The organism is Dermacoccus sp. UBA1591, from assembly GCF_002322065.1.
Taxonomy (GTDB): domain Bacteria; phylum Actinomycetota; class Actinomycetes; order Actinomycetales; family Dermatophilaceae; genus Dermacoccus; species Dermacoccus nishinomiyaensis.
In genome coordinates this window covers 32,329-55,906 of the sequence record NZ_DCNR01000003.1, presented here as the reverse complement: position 1 = coordinate 55,906, position 23,578 = coordinate 32,329, and the positions used below count along the sequence as shown (strand labels likewise).

Below are 23,578 nucleotides of genomic sequence, written 5' to 3'. Positions count from 1 at the left end.
GGGTGACCCGCGTGTTCCTGCGCGGTGGTTCGACGGACGTGGCGCAGACTGGGAGGATGCGTCGCCCATCGAGCCTGCCCCTCGCCCACACCCGCCCCGATCGTCGCCTCGTGCACACCGGGGCGATCCTGGTCGGCGTCATCACGCTGGGGGCCGTCGGCGCCGGATGCTCCTCGGACGCGAATCACTCGGCGCCCGCGGCGAACGTGTCGTCGGGCGCTGGGGGTTCGGCGTCGGGAACGCACTCGGGCGCTGAATCGCCCGGGTCGTCGACGAGTTCGTCGAGTGCCGCGCCTGCGGCGACCATCACCATCGCCTCGAACGTCGCCCAGGGCTCGCCCCTGGGGTTGTCGCAGCCGGTGACGGTGAGTGCGAAGGGCGCCGATTCGAGCCCGGCACAGGTCACGGACGTCACCGTCACCGACGCGGCGGGCAAGAGCGTCGAGGGCAACTACGACGCGAGCGCGGGCACCTGGACGCCGGCCGGCCTGTTGACCAAGAGCGGCTCGTACACCGTAACGGCCACGGCCGAGACCTCGGACGGGCAGAGCGCGACGAACTCGCGGACCCTCCTCGCCGCCGCAAACGGTGCGAGCACGACCGGCCTCTACGCCGTCACGCCGTTCAAGCGTTCGAACGTCGGCAACGCTCAGCCGGTCGTGCTGACGTTCAGCCAGGCCGTGCCGCAGGCGCAGCGCGCCGAGGTCGCCAAGCGGTTCACCGTGAAGGACACGGCGAATGTGGAGGGCGCGTGGCGTTGGGTCAGCCCGACGCGCCTCGACTACCGCCCGAAGAACAAGTGGCCGGTCGGCGACAGCGTCACTGTCACCGGCTCGATCCAGGGCATGCCGATCGGCCAGACCTGGGGCGCGGGCACGCTCGGTGACGTCGGCTTCGACGTCACCTCCGACCTCGAGGCGGTGTACGACCCCGCGACGCACGAGGTCACCGTCAGCGAGGGTGGCAAGGTCACCCGCGTCATGAAGTCGGGTGGTGGCAAGAAGGGCTTCGAGAGCCTCACCGGCAAGATGGTCGTGACGGGCAAGGAGCGGACGGTACGCATGACGTCGTGCAGCGTCGGCATCTCCTGCACGCCCGGCGAGGCGAACTACTACGACGAGCAGATCAACAACGCCGTTCAGGTCTCCGAATCGGGCACCTACCTGCACGCCGCACCCTGGGACGACCTCATCGGCAAGGCGGACACATCGCACGGATGCTTCCACCTGTCGGCCGCCGACGCGAAGTGGTTCTACGACAAGGTGCTGCCCGGCAACCTGTTCGTCTCCAAGGGCACGAACAACCCCGTCTCCGTGACGAACGGCGAGGGCGACTGGAACCTCACCTGGCAGCAGTGGATCTCCTGAGCCACTGATCGACGCTGCGCCGCTCGATGGTGGGCAGGCGCTCGGGCGGGGCGTCAGGGCTGCGCGTCGCCGATAGACTGTGCGGCGTGAGCCTGCAGATCTTCGACACCGCCACGCGCGAACTGCGCGACTTCGAACCAGTTGAGCCCGGCAAGGTCGGCATCTACATCTGTGGGCTGACGACGCAGGGTTCGCCGCACATCGGTCACCTGCGCTTCGCCGTCGCGTTCGACGTGCTGCGCAACTGGCTGACGCGCGGTCACGGCTACGACGTCACGCTCGTGCGCAACGTCACCGACATCGACGACAAGATCCTGCGCAAGTCCGCGGAGGCGGGGGAGCCCTGGTTCGCGTGGAGCTACCTTCACGAACGTGAGACGAGCGACGCGCTCGACATCCTCGGCGTTCAGCGACCGACGTACGAGCCGCGCGCGACAGGGCACGTCACCGACATGGTCGAACTCATGGAACTGCTCATCGAACGCGGCCATGCCTACCCGGCAGCCGACGGTTCGGGCGACGTCTACTTCGACGTCAAGAGCTTCGACGAGTACGGCGCGCTGACGCGGCAGAAGCTCGACGACATGGAAGACGCCGCTGACGCCGACCCGCGTGCGAAGCGCGACCCCCGCGACTTCGCGCTGTGGAAGGGCCGCAAGGCCGACGAGCCGGCGTCCGCGAACTGGCCGACGCCGTGGGGTGAGGGGCGCCCCGGCTGGCACCTCGAGTGCTCCGCGATGGCGCGTCGTTGGCTCGGTGACACGTTCGACATCCACGGCGGCGGCATCGACCTGCGCTTCCCGCACCACGAGAACGAGCAGGCGCAGTCACGCGCCGCAGGTCTCGGTTTCGCGCGCTACTGGATGCACAACGGCTGGGTGACGCTGAGCGGCGAGAAGATGAGCAAATCGCTCGGCAACACGCTGTCCGTCACGGAGCTGACGAAGACGGTGCGTCCGCTCGTGCTGCGCTACTACCTCGGCTCGGTGCACTACCGTTCGACGATCGAGTACACGTCCGATTCGCTGGCGGAAGCGAATGCCGCCGTCGAGCGCATCGAGGGCTTCCTGCGTCGCGCCCTCGGCGAGGACGCCGTCCTGACGAGCGCCGACCTCGCCGACGTCGAACTGCCCGAGGCGTTCGTCGCGACGATGGACGACGACCTCAACGTCTCCGGCGCGCTCGCAGCGTGCTTCGACGCCATCCGCGAGGGCAACACCGCCATCGACGAGGCCGATGTGCGGCGCGTCGAAGAGCTCGCGCTGCAGGTCGCCGCGATGACCGACGTCCTCGGCGTCAACCCGCTCGACCCGAAGTGGTCGGGCAACGGATCGGCCGGCGGTGACGAGACGAAGCGTGCGCTCGGCGCGCTCGTCGACGCTCTCGTCGAGCAACGCAAGACCGCACGTGCGGCGAAGGACTTCGCGACAGCAGACATCATCCGCGACCAGCTGGCCGACGCCGGCGTCGTGGTCGAAGACACCCCCGACGGCGCCCGCTGGAGCGTGGCGCGTACGGGTCGAAAGGACAACGACTGATGCCAGGCAACTCATCGCGCCGCGGTGCGATCCGCAAGGGAGCGTCGAAGAAGGGCGCGACGACCGGCAGCGGCGGTCAGCGCCGACGCGGGCTCGAGGGCAAGGGCCCGACGCCGCGCGCGGAGGAGCGCCCGAACCACAAGGCGTACAAGTCGGCGCAGCGCTCCGGCGCCGCCAAGAACGCGCCCAACGCGCGACGTTCGAGCGGTGCGCGCCGCGACCGGACGTCGAGCGAGATCATCGCCGGGCGCAACTCGGTGCTCGAGGCGTTGCGTGTCGGCGTGCCTGCCGCGACGCTGTACGTCGCGAGCCGCATCGACTCCGATGACCGCGTGCGCGAGACGCTCAAGATCGCGCAGGAGCAGGGCGTCGCGATGCTCGAGACGCCGCGCGGTGAACTTGATCGGCTCACGGACGGCGCGGTGCACCAGGGCCTCGCGCTGCAGGTGCCGCCGTACGAGTACGCGCATCCGAGCGACCTCATCGACCCCGAACTGCCCGGCACGCCGCTCGTCGTCGCGCTCGACGGCATCACCGATCCCCGCAACCTCGGCGCCATCGTGCGTTCGACGGCGGCGTTCGGCGGCCACGGCGTCGTCATCCCGCAGCGTCGCAGCGCGGGCATGACCGCGTCGGCGTGGAAGACATCGGCGGGCGCCGCGGCACGCATCCCCGTCGCGCAGGCGAGCAACCTGACGGCCGCGCTCAAGGAGTTCAAGAAGGCGGGCTTCTTCGTCATCGGCCTCGACATGGACGGTGACGTTGACCTGCCCGGCCTCGAGCTCGCCGACCGGCCGCTCGTCGTCGTCGTCGGCTCCGAGGGCAAGGGCCTGTCGCGTCTCGTCAGCGAGACGTGCGACCAGATCGTCTCTGTGCCGATGAGCTCCGCGGTCGAGTCGCTCAACGCCGGCATCGCGACGTCCGTGACGCTGTATCAGGTGGCCGTCAACCGCGGGCTGGGCTCGACGCGCTGAGCCCCGGAGGTCGGATGCGGGAGGCTCCCAGCCCCGTATCGTGGTACGTCCAGGCACCATGATGAACGAGAGGGAGACCTTCACGATGTCGAACCACGACTCCTACGACGGATACCAGCCCGGCGACGGCCAGAACCCCGGTCACTACGGTCAGCCGTACCAGTACGACCAGACCGGTGACCAGGGGCAGTACGGGCAGTACGGTCAGCCGCACCAGAGCCAGTCGAACCAGTACGGCGCCCACACGTCCTACGACCAGACGCAGGCCAACCCCACGGCCGGCGCCCAGGCGTACGGGCAGCAGGTGCCCGCTGATCAGTCCTTGTCGGGCGCCGGGTTCTTCAAGGCGCTGTTCGACTTCTCGTTCTCGACGTTCATCACGCCGAAGATCGTCAAGTTCGCCTACGCCATCTCCGTCGGCGCTCTGGGGCTGTTGTGGGTCTTCATGGTGATCGGCGGCTTCGCGGACAACGCGGCGTCGGGTTTGCTCGCTCTCATCATCGGCCCCGTCCTCATCTTGCTGTACCTCGTCTTCATCCGGATGACGCTCGAGTTCTACGTCGCGATCGTTCGCATGAGCGAGGACATCCACCAGCGTCTGCGCTGACGCGTGCCCTGACGCGAAACGGCCCGGTTCCCTCGGAGAGGGGAACCGGGCCGTTTCACGTCTGGCGAGCTCGAGGCTCGCCCGCGGTGGGCGGGCGTCAGTCGCCGCGCACCACGATCGTGTGGACGATCTTGTCGTGCAGCGTCTGCTTGGTGTCATCCCACAGCGGCCACAGCAGGTCGACGATGAGCAGGAGTCCGCCGCTGATACCGCCGGCGACGGCTTCGAGCAGGTAACGCCCGAAGCCGACACCGGCGCCCGTCGGCTGACCCGTGCGCTCGTCGACGACCTTGAGGTGAAGCATCTTCTTGCCGAGGCTCTGGCCCGTCCTGCCCTGACGGATGGCGCGGTTCCAGAGGTTGAACAGCAACGCGACGAGCGGACCGAGCAGCGCCAACGCGACACCGCCGCCGGAGACGTTGTGCAGCGTCGAGTTGCCGTTGATGTCTTCCACCGAGTAGCTGTCCTTGAACGCCAGCCACAATCCGAGACCGGAGATGACGATCATCGGGACGGCCGACAGCAGGCTGTCGATGAGGTAAGCGCCCACGCGCGACCCCCATGAACCGTAGGGCGCGGACCCCACCCGTCGAGCGGGCGCACCGTACTGCTGCCCCTGATAGGGCTGATTCTGGTACGGCTGGCCGGGCTGCGGCGCACCCTGGTAGCCCTGCGGTTGGTACGGCTGGCCCTGGTACTGCTGGTACTGGGGGCCCGGCTGCGACTGCGCGCCGCTGCCGTACCCCTGGGCGCCACCGTGCTCGGGCGGCGGAACGTAGGGGTCGTATCCGTTGCTCATGTCCGTTCCTTCTCGTCAGGCGTCGATGGCGGGTGGGCCCCTCAGGCCGTGCGGACGACGAGCGAGTGGACGGCCTTGTCGTGCCACGTCTGGTTCTTGTCGTCCCACAGCGGCCACAGGTAGTTGAGCAGGGGGATGAAGAACAGCAGCGGGATCAGCTGCGACGGCAGCGAGATCAGGATGTCGACGGCGAGGCGGCCGAGACCACGGCCGACACCCAGGTACTGGCCGGTCCGCTCGTTGATGACGCCGATCTTGAGCACCTTCTTGCCAATGCTCTGGCCTCGCTTGCCCTGCAGGTATCCCTCGTTCCAGAGACGGAACAGCAGACCGAGCAGCGTGCCCGCGCCCATGAACGCCCAGGCCCGGTCCGTGAAGGGATCGGTGGGGTCGGCGCCCGGCGCGTCCCAGCCGTCCTTGAGGAAATCTCCGGTGCCGAGCGCGATGCCGACGCAGATGATGGTCGGCAGGATCGTGATGAACCAGTCCAGCAACGCCGCACCGACACGCGAACCCCAGCTCGCGAGGATCGGCATGTTCGGTGCGCCCTGACCGTACTGCTGGGCGTAGCCCGGTGCGCCGTAGGCGTCCGGCCGGCCGTAGCCGCCGCCGTACTGCTGGCCCGCGTCACCGTACTGCTGGGCAGGCTGGCCGTAGCTCTGTTCCTGGTATTCCTGCTGGCCGTAACCCTGCTGGTCATGGCTCGGCTGTCCGTAAGCAGGCTGGCCCTGCGGCGCGCCGCCGTACTGGCCCGGCTGCGCGGCGGGGTCGTGCGGATTCTGACCGTACGGCTGGCTGCCGTATCCATTCGTGTTGTTGCTCATGATGATTCCCTCCTGTGCTCCTTCGCACACGAGGTTACCGGGGCGCCGCGCTCAGCGCGCGGTCATCTGCAGGGGCGTTGCGTCGGGGGCGATGACGTTCTGCTCGTCCGGTTTCGTCGGCAGGATGTTCTCGACGTAGTCGGCGACGGCTTCCTCGATCGTCACGCCACGCTGCAGACGCTCCGACATGTACCAGCGGTGCTCGAGCACCTCGTGGAACATCTCGGCTGGTTCGAGCTTCTGACGCAACTGCGGCGGTACCGTGCGGGTGATCGGTTCGTAGATCGTCGCGAGCCAGTCATGCGCGACGGCGCGTTCGTCGTCGCTCTGGCGGTTCTTGCTCGCCGTGAAGCTGACGAGGTCGTTGAGCAGTCGTCGCGCCTGGTTCTCGCCGACCTCGAGACCGGTGAGGTGACGCAGGCGGCGCGTGTGGTAGCCGGCCTCGACGATCTGGGGCTTGATCGACATCGTCGTGCCGTCGATGTCGGTCGTGATGTCGAGCTCGCCGACGTCGAATCCGAGGTCGTTCAGCGAGCGGATGCGCTGTTCGACGCGCCACGCGTCCGAGGCGTCGAAACGCTCGGCCTGCGTGAGTGCCTCCCACAGCTCGTGATAGCGCTCGACGATCGTGTTGCTCACCTCGATGGGGTCCATGTCGTCGGGCACCATGCCGCCAGCCTGCAGATCCATCAGCTCCCCGGCGATGTTGACCTGCGCGATGTCGAGGTCGTGCTCGCGCTGGCCCTTCGACAGCTTCTCGCGCAGCTCACCGGTCTCCGCGTCGACGAGGTAGGCGGCGAACTCGCCCGCGTCACGACGGAACAGGGCGTTCGACAGTGACACATCACCCCACCAGAAACCGACGAGGTGCACCTTGACGAGCAGGACCGCGAGGGCGTCGATGAGGCGGGTCGCCGCGTCCGGGCGCAGCGTCTGGCTGATCATCGCGCGGTACGGCAGCGAGAACTGCAGGTGCCGCGTCAGCAGGCACGCGTCGAGCGGTTCGCCGTGCACGTCGGTGCGTCCGGTGACGACGGCGATCGCCTCGACGCACGGCAGGTGCAGGCGCCGCAGCTGCTTGAGCATCGCGTACTCGCGCAGCGCGATGTCGGCCTTGATCTCCTTGACGGCGAGGATGCGGCCGTCGACCTTCGCGAAGCGGACGATGTGACGCGAGATGCCGCGCGGCAGTGCCGCGAGTTGATCCTCTGGCCACTGCTCGAGGGGCACGCTCCACGGCAGTGCGAACAGCGCGGGGTAGGGGCGTGCTGCCTTGATGTCGAGTGCCACCTCGTCATCCTCCCACCGCGCGGGGGCGGCTGCCTGCATCCGCGTGACGGTGTGTTTCACCCGAAACGGTGCGTCGGCCACCCGTCGATACGTCGAGCGGACGATGGCCGCTCGCCATCGTCCGCTCGATCGTCATGTCAGCCCCTCGCGGGTGCGCGTTCAGTCGTTGATGCGCTCGCCGGTCTCGACGTCGAAGAGGTGGATGTGATCGGTCTTCGGCGCGAAGTACAGCGTGTCGCCCTTCATCGGGGGGCGGCGGCCGTCGACGCGGGCCATGACCTGCTGGTCCTCGCCCTCAACGGTCGTCTTGCCGTAGACGTACGCGTCGGCGCCGAGCTCCTCGACCATGACGACGTCGACCTCGAGACCCGCGTCGGACGGCGCGAGGTCCTCCGGGCGGATGCCGAGCGTGACACGGTTCGAACCGGGGCGGGCGTCCGCGGGCAGCGGAATCGACGCGGTACCGAGCAGCACCTTGTTGTCCTTGACCGGCACCTCGAACAGGTTCATCGCGGGGCTGCCGATGAAGCCCGCGACGAAGACGTTCTTCGGGTGGTCGTACATGTTGCGCGGCGTGTCGCACTGCTGCAGCAGACCGTCCTTGAGGACGGCGACGCGGTCACCCATCGTCATGGCCTCGACCTGATCGTGGGTGACGTAGACGGTCGTCACGCCGAGGCGACGCTGCAGGTCGGCGATCTGCGTGCGCGTCTGCACGCGCAGCTTGGCGTCGAGGTTCGACAGTGGCTCGTCCATGAGGAACACCTGCGGCTGACGCACGATTGCGCGACCCATCGCGACGCGCTGACGCTGGCCACCCGACAGGTCCTTCGGCTTGCGCTCGAGGTACTGCGTGAGGTCGAGGATCTGCGCGGCCTCCTCGACGCGCTTGCGGATCTCGCCCTTGTCGACGCCGGCGATCTTGAGCGCGAAGCCCATGTTGTCAGCGACGCTCATGTGCGGGTAGAGCGCGTAGTTCTGGAACACCATCGCGACGTCGCGATCCTTCGGCGACAGCGCCGTGACGTCGCGTCCGTCGATGAGGATGCGGCCGCTCGTCACCTCTTCCAGGCCGGCGAGCATGCGCAGCGAGGTCGACTTGCCGCAGCCCGACGGGCCGACGAGGACGAGGAACTCGCCGTCGGCGATCTCGATGTTGAGGTCGCTGACGCTGGGACGATCGGCCCCGGGGTAGGTGAGGGTGACGTTGTCGTACGTGACGGTTGCCATGGGGTTTTCCTTAGCGCTCACCGGCAGGAACGTGCCGGACGATCCGTTGTGAACGGGCGGCGCACGGATGTGACGCCGCACACAGCATGCCTGATGGGAGTGGCTCTTGACCAGCCCTTCTGCACATTTGTTTCAGTAGCGCTCATCTGAGCACCCCGTCTCGAGGGGTAGGTGGGTCGATCTGCATGCTCGCTCGGCCCTGCCTATCACCCGATCAACGCTCCTTGATCAAATCGTGACCGTGAAAAACTTTGCAGACCCTGAGTACACGCTGCATGCTGTGAAGCAGGCCACACTCGAGGTGTGGCCCTGAACAATCGGAGCACTCATGACCAAGCGCAGTGTGGCTGTCGCATTCGCGGGCGTCCTCGCCCTCTCCGTCTCCGCGTGCGGCGGCGGCTCGTCCTCGTCCGACTCGTCGAAGAGCGACACCTCTGCGGCTTCGTCGAAGTCCGGCGACGCGAAGGCGTCGGGCAGTGCTGCCGCCGGCAGTGACGTCAACGCCAAGGACCCGAAGCGTGACGCCAACGCCGACCTCGTCATCTGGGCTGACGGCACCGCGGCCCCCGTCGTCTCCAAGCTCGCGAAGCAGTTCGCGGACGAGAACGACGTCAAGGTTTCCGTCCAGGTCTCGACGGACGTGCGCGGCAACTACGGCACGGCCTTCAAGGCGGGCCAGGCCCCGGACGTCATCGTCGGCGCTCACGACTGGATGGGTGAGCTCGTCTCCAACGGCTCCGTCGCGCCCGTGCAGATCCCCGCCAACGTCGCTTCCGGCTTCAACAAGGAGGCCATCGCCGCGACGAAGTACAACAACCAGTCCTACGGCGTGCCCTACGCCGTCGAGAACATGGCGCTCGTGCGCAACACCGACATGGTCAAGGACGCGCCGAAGACGATCGATGAGCTCGTCTCCACCGGTCAGAAGGTCGTCGACGAGAAGAAGGCGACGAACGTCCTCTCCCTCGAAATGGGCAAGCAGGGCGACGCCTACCACGGCATCCCGTTCCTCACCGGCTTCGGCGGCGGCATCTTCGGCACGAAGGCCAACGGCGACTACGACGCGAGCAAGCTGCTCGTCAACTCGCCCGAGAGCCTCAAGGGCGCCAACCTGCTCGCCGAGCTCGGCAAGAAGAAGGTGCTGTCGACCAACGTCGACAAGACCAACGCTGATGCCCTGTTCGCCGACAAGAAGGCGCCGTACATCGTCACCGGCCCGTGGTCGCTGCCGACGTTCGACAAGGCCGGCATCAAGTACGAGGTCTCCTCGCTGCCCACCGTCGCCGGTGGCGGAAAGATGACGCCGTTCCTCGGCGTGCAGATGTTCTACGTCAGCTCGAAGGCGAAGAATGCGACCGTCGCTCAGACGTTCACCGCGTCCTTCCTCACCACCGCCGCCGCGCAGAAGGCGCTGTTCGAGGTCGGCAAGCGTCCGCCGGCACTGACGGCGGCGTACGACGAGGTCATCAAGTCCAACCCCGACGTCGCGAAGTGGGCCGAGGCCGGCAAGGGCGCGAAGCTCATGCCGAACATCCCCGCGATGAATGCCGTCTGGGGCCCGATGGGTCAGGCGATGGCCGACGTCATCTCCGGCAAGGCAGCCCCCGACGCCCGCTTCAATGCGGCGCAGAAGGAGATCGAGGCCGCCATCAAGGCCGGCAGCTGACGATCCACCCACGTCGCACCCGTGAGCCGGTGACCACGTCGGTCGCCGGCTCACGGCGCGTCGAGCGTCGACGACGACGCCCATCACGACAGGCCTGACGGCGCCCGCGAGGCGCCTCACGCCCCAGGCTGGTGCGGTGAGCACCGGTGAACGAATTCCCCGAGCGATGGAGAAGGACATGGCGACCCTCGCCGCCCCCGAGCAGACGTCGGGTCTGCCGCCAGCCAAGAGCCCCGTGTGGGCGCCGATCCTCAAGTGGGCGCTCGTCGCGGCCACCGTCATCCTCTGCATCTATCTCGCGACGCAGCTGGCCGACAAGGGGTACGGCCTCGCCGTCGTCGGTGTCGCGTTCGTCGCGATGGCCGTGCTCGTCGTGTACGGCACGCGCCGCAACGTGCCCGCGAAGTATCTGTTCCCGGGCCTGATCCTGCTGCTCGGGCTGCAGGTGTGGCCCATCGTGTACACGGCCGCGACGTCGTTCACGAACTACGGCCAGGGCCACCTCGTCTCCAAGGAGGAGGCGACGAAGCAGGACATCGCCTACTCCGTCCAGCAGGTCGCGGGGTCGCCGACGTACGGGCTGTCGATCGCCGTCAAGGACGGCCAGGATGTGACGTCCGCGCCGTTGCACTTCCTGCTGACCGACGAGAAGGGCAAGCACTTCGTCGGTGACGCCAAGGGGTTGCAGCCGCTCACGGGCAAGACGGAGATGGGCATCGGCCACCTCAAGTCGGCCGAGGGCTATCGCGTCCTCAAGCTCGGCGAGGCGAACAAGCGCAAGGACCTCGCCAACTTCGCGGTGCCGACGAGTGACGGCCACGGCATCAAGGCCAGTGGCGTCTCGCAGGCGTTCGAGGGCGCGCCGACGCTGAAGTGGGACAAGGCGAAGAACACCCTCACCGACTCCGCCACGGGCACGGTATATGTCGAGAAGGATGCACGCTGGGTGCCGCAGTCCGGCTCCGCGAGCCCGCTGCCGGTCGGGTGGAAGCAGGGCGTCGGGTTCAAGAACTACACCGACCTCGTGACGAACGACACGATTCGCAAGGGGTTCTTCGGCATCTTCGCGTGGAACATGGCGTTCGCCATCCTGTCGGTGCTGTCGACCTTCGTGCTCGGCATGCTGCTCGCGCTGCTGCTCAACGACCCGCGCATCAAGGGCCGCGCCATCTACCGCAGCCTGCTCATCCTGCCGTACGCCGTGCCCGTGTTCGTCTCCGCGCTCGTGTGGGCGTCGATGTTCAACCAGGACTACGGCCTCATCAACAACCTGACCGGCCTCGACATCGACTGGTTCGGCGACCCGTGGGCCGCGCGCGCCGCCATCCTGCTGACCAACCTGTGGCTGGGCTTCCCCTACATGTTCGTCGTGTGCACAGGCGCGCTGCAGTCGATCCCGGGTGACGTCATGGAGGCCGCACGCATCGACGGTGCCGGCCCGATCCGGACGCTGCGCTCCATCACGATGCCGCTGCTGCTCGTCGCGGTGGGCCCCCTGCTCATCGCGTCGTTCGCGTTCAACTTCAACAACTTCGGCCTCATCTACCTGCTGACCAAGGGCGGGCCGTTCGTCGGCGACAGCGCCCAGATCGGTTCGACCGACCTGCTCATCACCTACGCGTACCGTCTCGCGATCGACGGGACGAACCCGAACTTCGGTCTCGCATCCGCGGTCGCCGTCGTCATCTTCATCATCGTCGCGCTCCTGAGCTTCCCCGGCTTCCTGCGCAGCAAGGCCCTCGAGGAGGTCAACTGATGTCTGCCATGAACACCCCTGCGGCCGGCCTGCCCGAACCGGGAGCCGTGACCGGCGTGCCCGAAGCTGCTCCCGGTGGCACGCATGCTCGTGCGCCGCGCCTCGGTGGCGGCGTGTGGTGGCGCCACCTGCTCGCGCTGTGCGCGCTCGCCTTCGCGCTGTTCCCGATCCTGTTCCTGCTCTCGGCGGCACTCAACAAGGCGGGGACGCTGAGTTCTTCGACGCTGCTGCCGACGAGCTTCTCGCTCAACAACTTCTCCGACCTGTTCAGCAACGAGGCGCGACCGTTCGTCACCTGGTACAAGAACGCGCTGCTCATCGCGCTCGTCGGTTCGGTGTTCAGCGTCTTCATCGGCGCGTGCTCCGCGTTCGCGTTCTCGCGCCTGCGCTTCCGAGGCCGCCGGGCGATGCTGCTCGCGCTGCTGCTGCTGCAGATGTTTCCGGCGCTGCTCGCGTTCGTCGGCCTCTACATCACCTTCTCGAAGATCGGTGAGGTGATGCCCGCGTTCGGCCTCAACACCACGTGGGGGCTCATCCTCGTCTATCTGGGCGGCGCGATGGGATCGAACGTGTGGCTTCTCAAGGGTTACTTCGACACCGTTCCGAAGGAACTCGACGAGGCCGCGTTCGTCGACGGCGCCTCGCATGCCCGCGTGTTCTTCAGCCTGACGCTGCCGCTCGTGCGCCCGATCCTCGTCACGGTGTTCATGGTGTCGTTCGTCAGCCTGTTCGGCGAGTTCATGCTCGCGAGCATCTTCCTCACCGACGTCGACAAGCAGACCCTCGGCGTCGGCCTCTACGGCATGACGGTCGGCAACGACCGCAACGCCCTGTTCGGCCAGTTCTCGGCTGGTGCGCTGCTCAGCTCGATCCCGATCATGGCGCTGTACCTGGCCTTCCAGAAGCAGCTCATCGGTGGTCTCACCACCGGCTCGGTGAAGTGAACTCCTACCGTCGCGGCGCGACGGGAGCGGGCGCGTGAGCGCCACCGAGGACGCGGCGCTCAGGCGCGGCGGCGACGAATCGCCGCCGCGCCTGCAGCAGATCGCTGCTGCTGCGGGGGTCTCGCAGGCGACCGTCTCGCGCGTGCTCAACAACAAGGCCGGCGTCGCCGAGGCCACGCGCCGCAGCGTCCTCACCGCCGTCGACGTCCTCGGCTACGAACGCCCCGCGAGTCTGCGCCGCGCGGGGGCTGGCGCCATCGGCCTCGTCGTGCCCGAACTCGACAACCCGATCTTCCCCGCGCTCGCACAGGCCGTCACGACGCGGCTCGCGGCAGCGGGGTACACCGCCGTCCTGTGCCCGACGAGCGCCGGTGGGGTGCAGGAGGATGAGTACTTGTCGATGTTGCTGGAACGCGGCATCGCCGGGCTCATCCACGTCTCGGGGCGCCACGCCGACACGACGGCGTCGATCGCGCGCCATCAGGAACTCGTCGCGCAGGGCCTGCCCGTCGTCCTCGTCAACGGCCACCGCGACGACCTCGCCGTCACGTCGTTGTCGACGGACGACCACGTCGCGGTGCGCCTCGCCGTCAGCCACCTGCTGAGTCTGGGGCACCGCCGGCTCGGTCTGGCCGTCGGGCCGGCACGCTACACCCCGTCGATCCGCAAGCTGACGGCGTTCCGCGACGCCGCGGCCGAGTTCGGGTTCGAGGCGCTCGTCGAACACACGTGGTTCAGCGTCGAGGGCGGCGAACTCGCGGGAACGCAGCTCACCGCGCGGGGCGCGAGCGGCATCATCTGCGGCTCGGACCTCATGGCGCTCGGCGTCATCCGCGGAGCGCGTCACGCGGGCTTGGACGTGCCGAGGGAGATCTCCGTCGTCGGTTTCGACGGCTCGGCGATGACGGAGCACACCTCGCCGCCGCTGACGACGGTGCGCCAGAACGTCCCCGCGCTCGCCGACGGCGCCGTCGACACGCTGCTCGACCAGATCCGTGGGCTCGCAGCGGCCGCGCCGTGCGCCCGTGAGCTGGTGCTCGCGCCCGACCTCGTCGTGCGCGCCTCTACCGGCCCGCCTCCGGTGCGCTGACGGCGCCCTTACCGGCGTCGGCGTCGTCTCGGACGTCGGCGTCGTCTCGTGGCGCGTCGCGCCGCGCCTTCGTCAGCGCGCCGAGCAGAGCGTCGAGCAGCGGCGGGACGTCGGTGCAGCCGGGGACGCGGTGCGCTGCGGCGGTGTCGCCGTCGCCGACCTTGACGCCGATGTCGCTTCCCGCGCGCAGCGTCGTGAACACCGTCTCGTCGGTGACGTCGTCGCCCAGGTAGAACGTCGCACGCAGGTTGCGCTCGGCGGCGAGGGCCGCGAGTGCCGCGCCCTTCGACACGTCGAGCACCGACAGTTCGACGACGGCCTTGCCGCGCATCGCGTGGACGCCCGGGACATCCTGCGGGACGGCGAGCGCCGCGCAGGTCGCGCGCTCGGCCTCGTCCTCGTCCATGCCGCGGGTGTGCAGGACGACGCCGGCCGGCTTGTACTCGACGCGTGTCGCGGGCAGTCGTTCGGCGATCGTCTCGAGCGCGTGGGTGGCGCCGTCGAGGGCGGCGCGCTCGACGTCGCTCAGCGCGCTGCCGCCCGAGGCGGCGGAGCCGAGGGTGGTCGAGATCTCTGCGCCGTGGCTGCCGATGAGGACAATGGGGGAGGACTCGTCGATCCCCGTCAGCGCGCGCAGGGTGGCGAGGTCACGACCCGATGCGAGTGCGACGCTCACGCCCGGTAGCGCCGCCATCGCACTGAGTGCCTCGATCGTGCCCGGTTGCGGGCGGGCGCTCGCGGGGTCGAGGACGATCGGCGCGAGCACCCCGTCGAAGTCGGAGGCGACGAGCACGTCACCGCGGCGCGCGAAAGCACCCAGCTCCTCGCGTGACGGCGGCCGCAGCGGCGTCGCGGTCACGATGCGGCCTGCGTCGACGGCGCCTTCGGGGCGGCCTCGAGGCTCGCGAGGTAGTTCTTCGCCCACTGCTGCACCGAGTTCTCGCTCACGAGGGCACGCATCGAGTCCATCCGCTGACGACGCTGGGGCGCCGGCGCGTCGACGGCCTTCATGATCTGCTGCTTGAGACCCGCGATGTCGTGCGGGTTGCACAGGTAGGCGTCGCTCAGCTCCGTCGCGGCGCCGGTGAACTCGGACAACACGAGCGCCCCGTCGTCGGCGCAGCACGTCACGTACTCCTTCGCGACGAGATTCATGCCGTCGCGCAGCGGCGTGACGAGCATGATGTCGGCGGCCGCGAACATCGCCGCCATCTCCTCGCGGTCGAACGAGCGGTGCAGGTACGTGAGCGCCGTCGCGCCGATGCTCGAGAAGTCACCGTTGATACGCCCGACCGTCAGCTCGATCTGGTCGCGCAGATCCATGTACGCCTTGACGCGCTCGCGGCTCGGCGTCGCGACCTGGATGAGTTTGTGCTTGCTCGGGTCGAGCCGCTCGTCGGCGAGCAGTTCGCCGAACGCCTTGAGGCGGTGACGGATGCCCTTCGTGTAGTCGAGGCGATCGACGCCCAGCAGGATCTTCTCCGGGTTGCCGAGCTGCTCGCGGATCTCACGCGCCCGCGCCTGCACCGAATCCGACTCGACGATCTCGCGCAGCCCCTCGACGTCGATCGAGATCGGCACCGCGGCTGCGCGCACCTGACGTTCGCCGAGGTCGACGACGTCGCCCGTCACGTCGAGGTCGAGGTACTGACGCACCGCGCGCAGGAAGTTGCCCGCGTCCTCGGTGCGCTGGAAACCCAGGAAGTCGGCGCCGAGCAGCCCCTCGAGGATCTCCTCGCGCCCGGGCAGCTGCGCGAACAGCTCGACGGCGGGGAAGGGGATGTGGTTGAACCAGCCGATGCGCAGGTCGGGGCGCATCTCGCGCAGCATCTCCGGCACGAGCTGCAGCTGATAGTCGTGCACCCACACCGTCGCGCCCTGCGCGGCGACCTCGGCGCAGGCGTTCGCGAAGCGACGGTTGACGCGGCGATACACCGAACGCCAGCTGCGACGGAACGTCGGCGTGATGATGACGTCGTGGTAGACGGGCCACAATGTGTCGTTGCTGTGGCCCTCGTAGTAGTCGGCGACCTCCTGCTCCGACAGCGCGACCGGGTGCAGGTGCATGCCGCCGTCGTCGAACGGTTCGGGCGCCTCACCCGGCTCGCCCGCCCAGCCGACCCAGGCGCCGTCACGCCCACGCATGACGGCGTCCATCGCGGTGACGAGGCCGCCGGGGGAGCGGCGCCACTGCGACTCGCCGTCCGGCGTCGTCACGCGGTCGACGGGCAGCCGGTTGGCCGCGACGACGAAGTCGTAGGTCTCGCTCATCGGAAAGTTCCTTCGCTCATCGGTGCGCGGGACGAACAGGTGCGGCGTGCGCTCGAATTCGGCGGGGCGCCGGGGCCGTTCGCGTCTTCGTCACGAGCCTATCGCGGGCGGCGGGGGCGTGCCGGGCCGCGTCGATCCAGCACTTTGTCATGTGCGCGGCCTACCGTGGAGCCATGACGTCCCCGGAGCCTCCTGAGCCGACACGCGCCGGACACCGTCTGCCGCGGCGCACCCACCCGACGCCGTCGCCGACGCCCGAGCGTCACGACGACGCGACACAGGTGGCGCCGCAGGGCACGCGGACACGGCAGGGCTCGGGCGCTCACGCGGCCACCCCGGCCGACGGTGGGGACGTCGTCGGCCACTTCCGCATCCTCGACAAGATCGGCGAGGGCGGCATGGGCGTCGTCTACCGCGCGCTCGACACCCGAAGCTCGGACGGGCGGGAGGTCGCCGTCAAGGTGCTGCGCCCGCACATCGCCTACGACCCCGACGCGCGCACCCGCCTCGCGCGGGAGGTCGCGACGCTGGAACGCGTCCACACACCCGGCGTCGCCGCCGTCATCGCCGCGGAGCCGTACGGCGAGCGCCCGTACATCGCCACCGAGTACGTGCCCGGCATCCCCCTCGACGAGGTCGTCAAGCGCCGCGGGCCGTTCGAGCCCGACGCGCTGGCGCGCCTCGGGCGCGACCTGGCCGTCGCCATCCAGGCCATCCATGACGCCGGCGTCGTCCACCGCGACCTCAAGCCGGGCAACGTGCTCATGGTCGACGGGCGCCCCGTCGTCATCGACTTCGGCATCGCCCACATCGCCGACGACGCGCGCCTGACGTCGACCGGCCTCGTCATGGGCACCCCCGGCTACCTCTCGCCCGAGCTCGTCGAGGGTGCGCCCGTGTCGACGTCGACCGACTGGTGGGGCTGGGCCGCGACGCTCGCCTTCGCCGCGCAGGGTGAGCCGCCGTTCGGGCGCGGCCCGATGCCGGCGGTGCTCGACCGCGTGACGCGTGGTCAGGCCAACCTCGGCGGCGTCGACGCGCGGCTGCGGCCGCTGCTCGCCGCCGCGCTCAGCCCGGTGCCGCAGGAGCGACCGTCGGCCCGGCAGGTCATCGAACAGATGGAGCGGTACGCGCGCGGCGAACCGACGACGTACGTCCCGGTGCGACGCGCGGCAGAGCCGCGCGTGACTCGCCCCGAATCGCAGCAACCCCGCCCCGACGCGACGGCTGTGCTCGGCCGCCCGGACGCCACGCGCGTCGCGCCGGTGACGTCGCCGCCGCCGCTGAGTGCGGGGCCAACGGACGCCGAACGCGCTCAGCAGGGGGCCCCGGTGCGTCAGGGCGCCCAGGGGTATGCCAACCCGAGCCCATACGGCTCCGCGCCCGTTCCGTTCGCGCCGAAACCGCAGTCGCGCCCGGGCGAGCACGACCCGCGCATCAACCTGCCGCATCGATCGGGAACGCTGCAGGCGATCTTCGTCCTGTGGTTGGGCGTGACGGCGCTCGTGCCCGTCGTCGGGCTCGTGCTGCTCGTCGTGTGGAACCTCGCCGCGCGCTTCAGCGACTCCACGATCACCCAGACCGTCCTGCGACGCTACGAGGCCGGACGACGACGCAGCGACGGCGCCGTCGCCGTCGCGAGTGCGCCGTGGCACGCCTTGCGCGCGACGCTGTCGACGCTGTTCGCCCTCATCCTGCCGACAGTCGTCTTCGCCTGCGTCGCGGCGCTCGTCGGCATCGGTTGGGTGGCCGTGCGCGGCTGCGTGCCGCGCGTGTGGTGGGCGCTGCCGCTCGTGCTCGGCGCGGGCGCCGCGCAACTGGCGCTGTGGCGAGGCGCCGGTTCGGTCGGCTACCGACGCGGTTCGCGCTCGCTCGTGCGCGGCCTCGTGCCGCAGAACGCGACGCGCATCGTCGCGGGCATCGCCGTCGGCCTCGGCTTGTTCATGCTGGTCGGCTCGTTCCTGCAGCAGGGCGACATCTCGTGGTTCCCGTTGACGGGCGGCATCGACGACCCGCTGGCGCGGTACGCGCCGAGCGTGCAGCGCTGAGTCGATGCACCACAGCGCGTTCACAGCGCGCGCCGAGGGATCGTCACGTTCGGCGCCCTAGGATCAGGGAATGGGTCAGTACGGACGAGAGCACGGCACGACGGGGCCCAACCCGATCTCGGAGAACACGCAGCCGGTCCTGGCGCCGCGGATGCGGTTCCTGCGCAGCGAACCGGTCACCGAGCCGCTGCCCATCGCCGATGCGCTGAAGAACACTCCCTACCGCGACCCGAACGTCCTCGCGGGAGTCAGCGACGACTCGGCCCAGTACAAGGCGCTCGACATCGCCGTGCGCGTGGGGGAGTTGTTGCTGCGCTGCGGGGCGAGCACGCGTGACGTCGAGTCGAGCGTCGTCGCCGTCGCCGCATCGGCGGGGCTGCGCCGCCTCGAGGTCGACATCACGAACCAGGCGCTGCTGCTGCAGACGCCGTCACCGCATCCAGGCCATCCGCCGCTGACGATGCTGCGCGTCGCCCGTTCGTCGACGCGTGACTTCTCCCGACTGACGGCCGTGCACCAGTTCGTCGAGCGCCTCGTCGCGGGCGGCATGGATCTCGACGAGGCGACGAGGCAGTTGCGGCGCATCCAGCGGATGCCGCGGCTGTACCCGCGATGGCTCGTCTCGGTCGCGTTCGGTGGTCTCGCCGCGTCGGTCGCGACGATCCTCGGTGGTAGCTGGATGGCCGTCGCCGTCGCGTTCGTGTCGGCGATCATCGTCGACCGCATCGGGCGCGTGCTGAGCAACCTGGGGGTGCCGAGCTTCTACTCGGCGGCCGCCGGCGGACTCGCCTCGACGATGCTCGCGTGGCTCGCGTACATGTCGCACCAGAGTCATCTCGTCGGCGAGTTCGTCGCCACCCACCTGCCCGGCTCGATGACGATGGCCGACTTCGCGTACGCGATCTCGGGCGGCATCGTCGCGCTGCTGCCCGGTCGTCAGATGGCGTCCGCGGTCGAGGACGCCGTCACCGGCTATCCGGTCACCGCCTCCGGACGCGTGTTGACGGTGATCCTCGCCTGCGCGGGCATCACGGTCGGCGTCGGTGCGGGGTTGTCCTTGACGCTGAGTCTCGACAACGCCCTCGACCTCGGGCTCCAGTCGCCCGGGGTGCTGCGTTACGACTCGCCGTCGACGACTTTTCTGCTCCAGGTTGCCTGCGGTGCGCTCGGTGCGGTCTGCTCGGCCGTGACGATGCGTTCGCGTGTCCGGATGCTCGTGCCGACGGCTGTCATGGGCGCCCTGGGCGTGGGCGGCGTGACGTTCCTCGTCAGCTCCATCGGCCTCGGCGCGACGACGGCGACCGCGATGGCCGCGACGGCCGTAGGGTTCTGCGCGCGACTGCTCGCGCTGCGCCTGGGCGCCCCCGCGCTCGTGCTCGTCATGCCCGCGGTCTCGCCGATGCTGCCCGGCCTGCGCATCTTCCGCGGCATGTACGAGTCCGTGTCGGGTTCACTGCTCGGAGCGACGCGCGTGGCGCAGTCCGGGGTCGGGGTGACGACGATGCTCGGCGCCGTCGGGATCGCCCTCGCGCTGAGCACGGGGGCGCTTCTCGGGGACGTGCTGTCGGCGCCTTTCGACCGCCCGATCGTGCAGCGCCGCAGGGCTCGTCGCCGCTGACGGGCGGGGTGTTCTCGCGCGCGGCGACGGCGGGGGCCGCGGTGATTCACATTTTGTGACGTAGGTCGCGTAACGTTCTCCTCGCTGTGGCGATGTCGTGAGTGTCGCCCAAGCGGCTCACAACTCAACACACCAAGAATTCGCGGGCAGCGCCAACGCCAAACCTCGTCGGGCGCCGCTTCATTCGCACCGTGCGAACCGCAGACGAGGGTGGGGGACCCACTCGTGGCACTCGTTGAGTGCCTTGGGGTGAAGCCGGTCCCGAACCGGCCGAGCACCTGACCGCTCGAACCCGACAGCTCACCTCACCGGCGTCGTCAGGAAAGGAAACACCTCCATGGGTTACACCCCGAAGCACTCCGCTCCCTCCGACTCGACCATGGGTCGCAAGGCTGCGGGCGTCGCCCTCGTCGGTGCCGCCACCGTCGGCGCCGGCGTCACGAGCGCCACCACCGCCTCGGCCGCACCGGCCGGTTCGGTCTGGGACCGCGTCGCCGCCTGTGAAGCGGGCGGCAACTGGCACATCAACACGGGCAACGGCTTCTACGGCGGCCTGCAGTTCACGCAGCAGACGTGGGCCGGCTTCGGTGGCACGCAGTACGCCGCTCGCGCCGACCTCGCCACGCGCGAGCAGCAGATCGCGATCGCCCAGAAGACCCTCGCCGTCCAGGGCCCCGGCGCCTGGCCCGTGTGCTCCGTGCGCGGTGGCCTGACCCGCGCCAACGGTGGCAGCACCGCTGCGGCTCCTGCCGCTGCGGCCGCGAACACGCAGGTGTCGCGTTCCACCGCTCGTTCTGCCGTCAAGGCTCCCGCCGCGACGTCCGGCAAGCTCGCCGTCGACGGCATCCTCGGTCGCCAGACCGCTCGCTCGCTGCAGGCCTGGGTCGGCACGTACCGTGACGGCATCGTCGGCCCGCAGACGAAGATGGCCCTCCAGCGCACGGTCGGCACGACGCCCGACGGCATCATCGGCCCCCGCACGGTCGCCGCGCTGCAGTCGAAGCTCGGCATCTCCCAGGACGGCGCGACGTACCTCAACGCCCGCACCGTCCGCGCCCTGCAGGCGCACCTGAACAACCACTGATCGCGCGTCTGATCGCCTGATCGACGACGAGGGCCCCACCGCTTCGAAGCGGTGGGGCCCTCGTCGTGTGCCCTGGCCGGGCAGGCGGGCGGTGAGAGCTGGAGATGGGACTTGAACCCACAACCACCTGTTTACAAGACAGGTGCGCTACCGATTGCGCCACTCCAGCACACTGCCGGTATCGGCAGCCCTGTGATCTTATACGAGGCGGGTCGCGATGCCCGTCCCGTCGGGCGACGACCTACGATGAGGGCATGAATCTCAAGCCTGCAGCAGACGTCGAAACCGCACCCGTCGCCGCCCTCGGTCTCCTCGGCGGTTACCTCACCGCCCGTGAGACGGGCATCCGTCCGCTCGGGGGTGTCGTGCTTGCGCTCGCCGGTGGGTACGCGGGCCGCACGTGGCTCGCCAAGGGCGGCGCGGCCCAGACGGCGGCGCTGACCGCCGTGTACGTCGGCGGGTTCGGCGCCTCGCACCCGCTCGCGAAGAAGATCGGCGCGTGGCCGTCCGTCGTCGGGGTGGCGGCACTGTCGGCGGCGGCGTCGTACGTCCTGATCGACCGCCACTGAGCGGGCCCGCCCCCGAGGCTCGGCCTGCCCGAGTGCGCGGGGATACACTGACGTGTTTTGTTCGACGGCCGCGACGAGGTGAGGAGTGGCATGCCCGACTCCCTCACGCCTGCCGAGCGTTCGATGCGCGACCTGACGCCGTCGCGTGACGACTTCTCGCTGAGCACCACCGAGCCGCCGCCCCGCTTCGTGAGGGCGCTCGTGCGCCCGCTCGGTGGCCGCCCAGCGCTACTCATCGAGTTGTTCCTGTTCTGGATGTTCTTCCAGTACTTCACGTTCGCGCAGGAGCACATCCGCGGAGAGCACGACGAGTCGGTCCGGCATGCGCACCGCCTGTTCGACCTGGAGCAGTGGCTGCGCATCGACATCGAACGATGGCTCAACTCATCGCTCGCCGAGGTGCCCGTCCTCGCGCAGGGCGCCGGGTACTACTACGGCATGGTGCTCGCGACGGTGCCCATCGCGCTCGCGTGGGCCTGGTGGATGAACCCGGACGGGTTCCGGCGCCTCAGACGGTTGCTCATCGCGATGACGCTGCCCAGCCTGCTCGTGTTCTGGTTGCTGCCGATGGCCCCGCCCCGGTTCGCCGTCGACGGCATGATCGACGTCAACGCCGTCTACAACATCATGGGCGGTCGCCTCGCGCGTGACCCGTCGCAATCGGCCAACCTGTACGCCGCGATGCCGAGCCTGCACTGCGCCTGGTCCACCTGGGTCGCCTACGTCGTGTACGACACGTGGAAGCGGCGCCGGCCCGTGTGGGCCCGCGCCGCCTGGCTCTACCCGCTCGTCACGTACTGGGACGTCATGGCGACGGGCAACCACTTCGTCCTCGACGTCGTCGGTGGCATCGCACTCTTCTGTTTCGGTCTTCTGTACGTCAACCTGCTGCGCGGGGCCGAGGTGAAGATCTGGGACGAGGACCCGGGGTTCACTTCGGCGGCATACGCAGCGCACCGTCGAGACGAATGACCTCACCGTTGAGCAGCGGGTTCGCGACGATGTGCTCGACGAGTGCCGCGTACTCGCTCGGGCGGCCGAGGCGCGAGGGGTGCGGCACGACCTTGCCGAGCGATTCGCGCGCCGCTTCCGGCAGCCCCGCGAGCATCGGCGTCTCCATCGTGCCGGGCGCGATCGTCATGACGCGGATGTGGCTGTCGGCGAGGTCGCGCGCGGCGGGGAGCGTCAGCCCGACGATGCCGCCCTTGCTCGAGGCGTAGGCCGCCTGACCGATCTGGCCGTCGTAGGCGGCGGCGCTGGCCGTCATGACGATGACGCCGCGGTCACCGTGCGCGTCCGGTGCGCCGTCGTCGGTGGGGGAGGGCTCGTTCGCGACCATCGCCTCGGCGGCCAGACGCAGCAGGTTGAAGGTGCCGACGAGGTTGATGTCGATGACGGTGCGGTACTTCTCGAGCGCGTGGACGCCGTTCTTGCCGAGCACGCGCCCCGGGGTGCCGACCCCGGCGCAGGCGACGGCGATGCGCAGCTCACCGAGTTCGGCGGCGGCGTTGACGCCCTGGCGCACCTGCTCCTCGTCGCGCACGTCGGTGGGGACGAACAGGGCGCGCTCGCCCAGGTCGTCGGCGACGGCCTGGCCGTTCGAACTCGGTAGGTCGGCGATGACGACGGCCGCGCCGTCGGCGTGCAGGCGGCGGGCGGTGGCCTCGCCGAGGCCCGAGCCGGCACCGGAGATGAGAGCGACGGTGTGCTGCGTGATCTTCATGTGACGCACTCTAACGAGCGGTGCGAATGAAATGTGGGGTGGGTCACCCTCGTTCCCGCGGCGCCTGGCTCGTCGTGTCGCTCCGACGACGCGGCGGCCCCGCCTCCGTGCGCCCAGATGCACCTGCGTGCAAGAGCACCCGGGTGCATCTGGGCGCAACAGGGTCGGGCGAGGCCGTCG

The 23,578-nt window shown here is 69.3% G+C and carries 20 protein-coding genes, 1 tRNA gene and 1 riboswitch; of the genes, 13 read left to right on the top strand and 8 right to left on the bottom strand.

Features of this window, described 5'->3' with window-relative positions:
• Nucleotides 1–2 precede the first annotated feature (2 nt).
• The 4 genes from B2284_RS00550 to B2284_RS00535 all read left to right on the top strand — a co-directional run bounded on the left by B2284_RS00550 (nucleotide 3) and on the right by B2284_RS00535 (nucleotide 4,486).
• Nucleotides 3–1,367 (top strand): L,D-transpeptidase, encoded by a 1,365-nt coding sequence (locus tag B2284_RS00550; RefSeq protein ID WP_074040787.1) that lies wholly within the window; start codon nucleotides 3–5, stop codon nucleotides 1,365–1,367.
• 86 nt (nucleotides 1,368–1,453) lie between these two features.
• Nucleotides 1,454–2,905 (top strand): cysteine--tRNA ligase, encoded by a 1,452-nt coding sequence (cysS, locus tag B2284_RS00545; RefSeq protein WP_038569313.1) that lies wholly within the window; start codon nucleotides 1,454–1,456, stop codon nucleotides 2,903–2,905.
• Entirely contained in the window at nucleotides 2,905–3,879 is a 975-nt protein-coding gene (rlmB, locus tag B2284_RS00540; RefSeq protein WP_006946440.1) for a 23S rRNA (guanosine(2251)-2'-O)-methyltransferase RlmB, read from the top strand. The genes cysS and rlmB overlap by 1 nt, the downstream gene beginning before the upstream one ends.
• A gap of 58 nt (nucleotides 3,880–3,937) precedes the next feature.
• Entirely contained in the window at nucleotides 3,938–4,486 is a 549-nt protein-coding gene (locus B2284_RS00535; RefSeq protein WP_006946488.1) for a DUF4282 domain-containing protein, read from the top strand.
• 97 nt (nucleotides 4,487–4,583) lie between these two features.
• Here the strand turns inward: B2284_RS00535 and B2284_RS00530 are convergent, their stop codons facing one another.
• The 4 genes from B2284_RS00530 to B2284_RS00515 form a co-directional block, all read right to left on the bottom strand.
• Nucleotides 4,584–5,285, bottom strand: a complete 702-nt coding sequence (locus B2284_RS00530; protein ID WP_006946433.1) for an RDD family protein — start codon at nucleotides 5,283–5,285, stop codon at nucleotides 4,584–4,586.
• A gap of 41 nt (nucleotides 5,286–5,326) precedes the next feature.
• Nucleotides 5,327–6,109 carry an RDD family protein gene (locus B2284_RS00525; protein WP_006946428.1) on the bottom strand — a complete coding sequence of 261 codons (783 nt, stop codon included), beginning with the start codon at nucleotides 6,107–6,109 and terminating at the stop codon, nucleotides 5,327–5,329.
• Between the two features lie 51 nt (nucleotides 6,110–6,160).
• Nucleotides 6,161–7,438, bottom strand: a complete 1,278-nt coding sequence (locus B2284_RS00520; protein ID WP_242600195.1) for a DUF4032 domain-containing protein — start codon at nucleotides 7,436–7,438, stop codon at nucleotides 6,161–6,163.
• A 120-nt stretch (nucleotides 7,439–7,558) separates the two neighbouring features.
• Nucleotides 7,559–8,629, bottom strand: coding sequence for an ABC transporter ATP-binding protein (locus B2284_RS00515; protein ID WP_006946417.1), 1,071 nt, complete (start codon nucleotides 8,627–8,629; stop codon nucleotides 7,559–7,561).
• Between the two features lie 328 nt (nucleotides 8,630–8,957).
• Here B2284_RS00515 and B2284_RS00510 point away from each other — a divergent pair, with 328 nt between their 5' ends.
• The 4 genes from B2284_RS00510 (at nucleotide 8,958) to B2284_RS00495 (ending at nucleotide 14,085) form a co-directional block, all read left to right on the top strand.
• A complete protein-coding gene (locus tag B2284_RS00510; RefSeq protein ID WP_040014906.1) occupies nucleotides 8,958–10,295 on the top strand; it encodes a sugar ABC transporter substrate-binding protein in 1,338 nt (445 codons plus the stop codon).
• A 136-nt stretch (nucleotides 10,296–10,431) separates the two neighbouring features.
• Entirely contained in the window at nucleotides 10,432–12,051 is a 1,620-nt protein-coding gene (locus B2284_RS00505) for an ABC transporter permease subunit (RefSeq protein WP_253184106.1), read from the top strand.
• Nucleotides 12,051–12,995 carry a sugar ABC transporter permease gene (locus B2284_RS00500; RefSeq protein WP_006946432.1) on the top strand — a complete coding sequence of 315 codons (945 nt, stop codon included), beginning with the start codon at nucleotides 12,051–12,053 and terminating at the stop codon, nucleotides 12,993–12,995. The genes B2284_RS00505 and B2284_RS00500 overlap by 1 nt, the downstream gene beginning before the upstream one ends.
• A gap of 34 nt (nucleotides 12,996–13,029) precedes the next feature.
• Nucleotides 13,030–14,085, top strand: coding sequence for a LacI family DNA-binding transcriptional regulator (locus B2284_RS00495; protein ID WP_286697072.1), 1,056 nt, complete (start codon nucleotides 13,030–13,032; stop codon nucleotides 14,083–14,085).
• On the opposite strand, the gene otsB is transcribed toward B2284_RS00495, so the two are convergent.
• Together otsB and B2284_RS00485 are read right to left on the bottom strand one after the other, a co-directional pair.
• Complete coding sequence (gene otsB / locus B2284_RS00490) at nucleotides 14,060–14,944, bottom strand: trehalose-phosphatase (protein ID WP_006943712.1); 885 nt, start codon at nucleotides 14,942–14,944, stop codon at nucleotides 14,060–14,062. The genes B2284_RS00495 and otsB overlap by 26 nt on opposite strands.
• Nucleotides 14,941–16,356 carry an alpha,alpha-trehalose-phosphate synthase (UDP-forming) gene (locus B2284_RS00485; RefSeq protein WP_006943725.1) on the bottom strand — a complete coding sequence of 472 codons (1,416 nt, stop codon included), beginning with the start codon at nucleotides 16,354–16,356 and terminating at the stop codon, nucleotides 14,941–14,943. Before B2284_RS00485 ends, otsB begins: the two co-directional genes overlap by 4 nt.
• 173 nt (nucleotides 16,357–16,529) lie before the next feature.
• Between B2284_RS00485 and B2284_RS00480 the strand changes: the two genes are divergently transcribed.
• From B2284_RS00480 to B2284_RS00470, 3 genes are all read left to right on the top strand, one after another.
• The gene (locus B2284_RS00480; RefSeq protein WP_286697071.1) at nucleotides 16,530–18,404 is read left to right on the top strand and encodes a serine/threonine-protein kinase; all 1,875 of its coding nucleotides are present in this window, start codon (nucleotides 16,530–16,532) and stop codon (nucleotides 18,402–18,404) included.
• Between the two features lie 70 nt (nucleotides 18,405–18,474).
• Nucleotides 18,475–20,022, top strand: coding sequence for a threonine/serine exporter family protein (locus B2284_RS00475; RefSeq protein ID WP_286697070.1), 1,548 nt, complete (start codon nucleotides 18,475–18,477; stop codon nucleotides 20,020–20,022).
• 182 nt (nucleotides 20,023–20,204) lie between these two features.
• Nucleotides 20,205–20,351, top strand: a riboswitch (cyclic di-AMP (ydaO/yuaA leader).
• 8 nt (nucleotides 20,352–20,359) lie between these two features.
• Nucleotides 20,360–21,106 carry a transglycosylase family protein gene (locus B2284_RS00470; protein ID WP_006943724.1) on the top strand — a complete coding sequence of 249 codons (747 nt, stop codon included), beginning with the start codon at nucleotides 20,360–20,362 and terminating at the stop codon, nucleotides 21,104–21,106.
• 96 nt (nucleotides 21,107–21,202) lie between these two features.
• Here B2284_RS00470 and B2284_RS00465 read toward each other — a convergent pair.
• Nucleotides 21,203–21,275 (bottom strand) — tRNA-Thr (locus B2284_RS00465).
• Nucleotides 21,276–21,360: 85 nt separating this feature from the next.
• On the opposite strand from B2284_RS00465, the gene B2284_RS00460 reads away from it, so the two are divergent.
• Nucleotides 21,361–21,675, top strand: a complete 315-nt coding sequence (locus tag B2284_RS00460; protein WP_006943710.1) for a hypothetical protein — start codon at nucleotides 21,361–21,363, stop codon at nucleotides 21,673–21,675.
• A gap of 90 nt (nucleotides 21,676–21,765) precedes the next feature.
• Nucleotides 21,766–22,647, top strand: coding sequence for a phosphatase PAP2 family protein (locus B2284_RS00455; protein ID WP_050786425.1), 882 nt, complete (start codon nucleotides 21,766–21,768; stop codon nucleotides 22,645–22,647).
• Here the strand turns inward: B2284_RS00455 and B2284_RS00450 are convergent.
• Entirely contained in the window at nucleotides 22,607–23,398 is a 792-nt protein-coding gene (locus tag B2284_RS00450) for an SDR family NAD(P)-dependent oxidoreductase (RefSeq protein WP_006943715.1), read from the bottom strand. The genes B2284_RS00455 and B2284_RS00450 overlap by 41 nt on opposite strands.
• Between the last annotated feature and the right edge of the window lie 180 nt (nucleotides 23,399–23,578).

Bases quoted from the DNA above. Each gene is read 5' to 3' on its own strand.
- rlmB (WP_006946440.1), top strand. From the start codon at position 2,905: ATGCCAGGCAACTCATCGCGCCGCGGTGCGATCCGCAAGGGAGCGTCG.
- B2284_RS00535 (WP_006946488.1), top strand. From the start codon at position 3,938: ATGATGAACGAGAGGGAGACCTTCACGATGTCGAACCACGACTCCTAC.
- B2284_RS00530 (WP_006946433.1), bottom strand. From the start codon at position 5,285: ATGAGCAACGGATACGACCCCTACGTTCCGCCGCCCGAGCACGGTGGC.
- B2284_RS00525 (WP_006946428.1), bottom strand. From the start codon at position 6,109: ATGAGCAACAACACGAATGGATACGGCAGCCAGCCGTACGGTCAGAAT.
- B2284_RS00520 (WP_242600195.1), bottom strand. From the start codon at position 7,438: ATGCAGGCAGCCGCCCCCGCGCGGTGGGAGGATGACGAGGTGGCACTC.
- B2284_RS00515 (WP_006946417.1), bottom strand. From the start codon at position 8,629: ATGGCAACCGTCACGTACGACAACGTCACCCTCACCTACCCCGGGGCC.
- B2284_RS00510 (WP_040014906.1), top strand. From the start codon at position 8,958: ATGACCAAGCGCAGTGTGGCTGTCGCATTCGCGGGCGTCCTCGCCCTC.
- B2284_RS00500 (WP_006946432.1), top strand. From the start codon at position 12,051: ATGTCTGCCATGAACACCCCTGCGGCCGGCCTGCCCGAACCGGGAGCC.
- B2284_RS00485 (WP_006943725.1), bottom strand. From the start codon at position 16,356: ATGAGCGAGACCTACGACTTCGTCGTCGCGGCCAACCGGCTGCCCGTC.
- B2284_RS00480 (WP_286697071.1), top strand. From the start codon at position 16,530: ATGACGTCCCCGGAGCCTCCTGAGCCGACACGCGCCGGACACCGTCTG.
- B2284_RS00475 (WP_286697070.1), top strand. From the start codon at position 18,475: ATGGGTCAGTACGGACGAGAGCACGGCACGACGGGGCCCAACCCGATC.
- B2284_RS00470 (WP_006943724.1), top strand. From the start codon at position 20,360: ATGGGTTACACCCCGAAGCACTCCGCTCCCTCCGACTCGACCATGGGT.
- B2284_RS00460 (WP_006943710.1), top strand. From the start codon at position 21,361: ATGAATCTCAAGCCTGCAGCAGACGTCGAAACCGCACCCGTCGCCGCC.
- B2284_RS00455 (WP_050786425.1), top strand. From the start codon at position 21,766: ATGCCCGACTCCCTCACGCCTGCCGAGCGTTCGATGCGCGACCTGACG.
- B2284_RS00450 (WP_006943715.1), bottom strand. From the start codon at position 23,398: ATGAAGATCACGCAGCACACCGTCGCTCTCATCTCCGGTGCCGGCTCG.